We start from the raw sequence: 4298 nt of genomic DNA on the forward strand, positions 1-4298 counted from the left end.
GCTATCGTGCATGGCCAACTGGAGGGGGTTCCCGTGCAGAATGTGGTCCGGGGTGGAATACAGCAGAGTAAATCGGTACTGACCAGCGGCAATATTCAGTACCGGCTCGTCCGGGATTTTACCTTTCACTACCGGGACGCTTCACCATGATCACTATGGACGTAAAAGGGCTGGACGAGCTGGAGAGGCAGCTTACCGCGCTCGGTGAAAAGGTCGGCATGAAGGTGTTACGTGATGCAGGGCGTGAGGCGCTGAAAGTGGTTGAAGAAGACATGAAACAACATGCCGGCTTCGACGATGCGTCCTCTGCAGAGCATATGCGTGATTCCATCAAAATTCGCTCATCCACCCGAAAAGGTCGCGGAAATACGGTGGTCACCCTTCGGGTTGGCCCCAGCAAAAAGCATTACATGAAAGCGCTGGCTCAGGAGTTCGGTACGGTGAAACAGGTTGCCGATCCGTTCATCCGTCCGGCACTGGATTACAACGTCCAGCAGGTTCTGCGCATTCTGACCGTAGAAATCCGCAATGGTATTCAGAACAGGTAGCAACCGCTGCCCACTATTTAAGAGAGAATCATTATGGCTGATGAAAATAACACGCCAAAATCATCCCCTGAGTACGCAATGCTTCCTGCCGGGACGGTGGTGAAGTTTGGCGAAGTAGGAGCCGCCGTGGCGGCGCTGAAACCTCTGATTAACTGTAAGGCGCTGGGTGCGACAGGTCAGACGGGAGGATTTGTCGACTGTACCACCCTGCTGGACAAGAGTAAGCAGTCGGTGTCAGACCTGCCTGAAGGGCCGGAGAAATCGCTGGGATTCATTGACGATCCGGAAAACGAAGATTTCACCGCGTTCCTCAATGCTGCAGAGCAGCGTAAGACCGTTCAGTTTTATATTGAGCTGCCGAACAAACGAACGGCTTCAATGATCCTTGCGCTTTCAGGCTGGCAGATGAACGAAATCACCGCGCCTGCCAGTGAAGTTATCCAGATTACGGTGCAGGGTAAGCAAAACAACATTAAATGGGGAATTGCCGCCCCGGCGCCAGATGCCGGAGCGTAATCTGTTTCCCGTTATACATCGCCTCCGGGCGGTTTTTTTTCGTCTGAAAAACAGGATACACCATGTCTGAATTTAGCCTCTCCGCACTGAAAAAAGCACTGCTCAAAACGAACCCTACGCCGACTGAAACTGAAATCTTCGGTACAAAGGTTTACCTGCGCCGACTAACGGCGGCTGAACTTATTGATCATGAGGATGCACTCATTGAGGCGCAGACCTCTGGAAATGCCCGCATGGCGTCAGAACTAAGCGTACAGATTGTTATCGACAGCCTGGTTCAGCCTGACGGCTCCCCGATTAAAGCCAAAGACAAACCCACGGCGAAGGAGCTGCTGGCGGCACACGATAACGTTGCGCTTCTGGATGCCATCGACAAAGTGAAAAAGCACGGCATCGGTAAGCTGGAAACCGCCGAAAAAAACTGAGTGACTCGCCCTGGCTGGAGCTGATTTTCTGGCTGGCCGACCGCTGGGGCGAGCCTGACCCGTCAAAAATTGCGGCGCTTCCGGCTGACACGCTTTTCCACTGGCGTGCTTTCTTCCTCAAACAGGGCATTTTCAAAAAGCCTTCGCCAGAAGGTTCTGACAATAACCCGCCCCCTGCTAAATCACCCGCGGCTGCGAACCCGAGTCTGGATGCGCAGTGTGCGGCAGTCATGAAGGTATTAATGTAATGGGTGACGTTGCCTCTCTTGCCGTTGGGCTGCATCTGAATGCAGCGAACTTTAAATCGCAGCTGATGAGCGCCTACGGCAGCGCTGAGAGTCAGTCACGCCAGTTTAACCGCAATGCCCAGGCTGATGCGAAAAAGACGGAGGATGCCTATAAGCGTGTTTCCGCTTCGGTATCGGGGCTGGCAGGCAGGCTGGCAGGTTTTGCCGGGGCGGGTTTATCGCTTGGTACCATTATCAGCACCACGCGGCAGTACAGCCAGTCGTTGTCGGATTTGCAGGCTATCACCGGTGCCACTAGTGCGCAGATGAAACTGTACGATCAGGCGGCGCAGGAAATGGGCCGCACAACGGAATACAGCGCATCACAGGCCGCCGAGGCGATTAAGCTGATGGCTTCGGCAAAGCCTGAACTGCTGAGTACCTCTGCGGGGCTGACGGCGGCGACCAAAAGTGCGTTAACGCTGGCCCAGGCCGCTGGGACCACGCTTCCGGATGCCACCCGAACGCTGGCCCTGTCATTAAACCAGTTTGGGGCGGGAGCCAGTGAAGCCGACCGGTATATCAACGTGCTGGCTGCTGGCGCGAAATTTGGCTCGTCGGAGATAGCCGATACTGCTGCCGCGATTAAAAATGGCGGGGTGGCAGCGGCACAGGCTGGCGTGGGTTTTGAAACCCTCAATGCCGCCATACAGGTACTGGCGGAGCGCGAAGTGAAAGGCGGCGAAGCCGGGACCGTGCTGCGCAACGTGATCCTGAATCTGGAGAAGGGAACCGATAAGACCCTGAAGCCTTCTGTTGTCGGGCTGAGTCAGGCGCTGGAGAACCTGGCGGGAAAAAACCTGTCAACAAAACAGGCCGTAAAGATGTTCGGGGTGGAAAACCTCAGCGCGGCATCCATCCTGGTGCATAACCGCGAGAAGGTGGAGTCGCTGACCGCCGCCCTGACCGGTACGCAGACCGCGCATGAGCAGGCCAAAATCAGGGTAAATAACCTGAATGGCGATCTTCTCAGTCTGACTTCGGCTTTTGAAGGTCTGATTATTAAAGTAGGGCAGAGCGGAAACGGTCCGCTGCGCAGTGGTGTTCAGACCGTTACCGATGCCATTAATGGCCTGACGGATAATTTTAATACGGTCGCCAACGTTGCGCTGTATACACTGATTCCTGTTCTGGCGACAAAACTGACGGCAGGTATCAGGGGGAACATCGGTGCCTGGGTTGAGCATCAGCAGGCAGTCAGGGCCAGCGCGATGGCGCAGGCCGATATGGCGCGAAAAACGCTGGAAAGTACCGCTGCCACGCTGGCACAGAATAACGCAGAATTCGGGCGTTATCGGGAAATGGAGAAAAGCGCCAGGCAATTTGGCCTTAACGTGAGTTACCAGAGCGAGTTTAACCGCTTAATCCGCCAGGAAACCGAGCAGACACTGCTTTCCACCCAGGCAAAGAGCCAGCTGAATGCAGCCAATAAACAGCTTTCCGTTTCAGCCCGCTCAGTCTCTGCAGCAGTAGGTATGGCCAGAGGGACGCTGGCACTGGTGGGCGGTCCTGTGGGCGCAGCGATGCTCGCCGGTTCGGCATTGCTCTATTTCCATAACCAGGCGAAAAATGCCCGTCAGTCAGCGATTGACCTGAAAAATGCTGTTGTTGAAACGAATGAAGAGCTAAAAAAACTGTCGCTTAACCAGCTCAACGTGAAGCAGCTGGACATTGATGAACAGTTTGAGAATCAGGCTATTCAGCGAAATAAACTGATTAAAGAAATTCAGGATGCGGAAAGCCGTATTGATGGATTGAGTGGCTTCGATCCGTTCGGACAACTTAAAGGCGTACAGAACGATAAAACCCGCTACAAAGGGGATCTGGATGCCGTTGAGCAGGGGTTAAAACTCCTCAAAGAACGGCAAAAAATTGTCAAAGAGGCCATAGAACAAGCTAAATCAGGGAAAACCGATCCCACACCGAAGCCGGATAAACCAGGGAATGAAACAGGGAGTGATAAACCTGATACCCCCTGGACCGGGGAAGGCGGGGATACTGGTAAGGGGCAAAAGTCGAAGGTTAACCAGTATGAGCAACTGCGGCGTGAAATCGAAGCGGCGCATGCCTCCAGTCTCGGACGTATCAACCTGCAGGAGCAGGAAAGCGCCAGAAAACTTCTTGAAGCCGCCCGCGCTGACGGAGCCAGCGAGGCTGATATTCAGAAGACTTTGCTGCTGAATGCTGAAAACTATCAGAAACAGCGCCTCGAACTGGCAGAACAGTATGCGCCAGCCAGAGCAACTCTTACGAAAGAGCGTGAAGCGAGCCAGGAGCTGAAGTCGCTCCTGAATGCCCGTCTTCTGGATGAAAAGGAATACCAGACGGCGAGAATCACGCTGGCTCAAAGTACGGTGCGTGAACTGTTACAGGCACAGGCAGCGGCAATGTCTGCCCCTCTGATTGATATCGCCGGGACGGTTGATCCGCTGGCAGAACTGCGCAATCAACTGGCCGAGCGTCAGTCACTGCTGCAGGCGTTTTACCAGAACGATGCGATCAACAAAGAGCAGTACGAACTG

4 protein-coding genes are annotated in these 4298 nt (G+C 54.3%); all 4 read left to right on the forward strand.

Annotation, left to right across the window (positions count from 1 at the left end; genetic code table 11):
- Positions 1–146: 146 nt before the first annotated feature.
- On the forward strand, positions 147–548 hold the full coding sequence (locus OGV77_RS00895; RefSeq protein WP_286502536.1) for an HK97-gp10 family putative phage morphogenesis protein: 402 nt from the start codon (positions 147–149) through the stop codon (positions 546–548).
- Between the two features lie 33 nt (positions 549–581).
- Complete coding sequence (locus tag OGV77_RS00900) at positions 582–1064, forward strand: hypothetical protein (protein WP_003832379.1); 483 nt, start codon at positions 582–584, stop codon at positions 1062–1064.
- A gap of 62 nt (positions 1065–1126) precedes the next feature.
- The gene (locus tag OGV77_RS00905; RefSeq protein ID WP_133086223.1) at positions 1127–1489 is read left to right on the forward strand and encodes a phage tail protein; all 363 of its coding nucleotides are present in this window, start codon (positions 1127–1129) and stop codon (positions 1487–1489) included.
- Positions 1490–1736: 247 nt separating this feature from the next.
- Positions 1737–4298: phage tail tape measure protein (locus OGV77_RS00910; protein ID WP_286502537.1), on the forward strand; the 2562-nt coding region annotated here is incomplete at its 3' end.

Origin of the sequence: Citrobacter sp. Ce129 (assembly GCF_030334545.1) — a bacterium.
Taxonomy (GTDB): domain Bacteria; phylum Pseudomonadota; class Gammaproteobacteria; order Enterobacterales; family Enterobacteriaceae; genus Citrobacter; species Citrobacter europaeus.

Bases quoted from the DNA above. Each gene is read 5' to 3' on its own strand.
- OGV77_RS00900 (WP_003832379.1), top strand. From the start codon at position 582: ATGGCTGATGAAAATAACACGCCAAAATCATCCCCTGAGTACGCAATG.
- OGV77_RS00895 (WP_286502536.1), top strand. From the start codon at position 147: ATGATCACTATGGACGTAAAAGGGCTGGACGAGCTGGAGAGGCAGCTT.
- OGV77_RS00905 (WP_133086223.1), top strand. From the start codon at position 1,127: ATGTCTGAATTTAGCCTCTCCGCACTGAAAAAAGCACTGCTCAAAACG.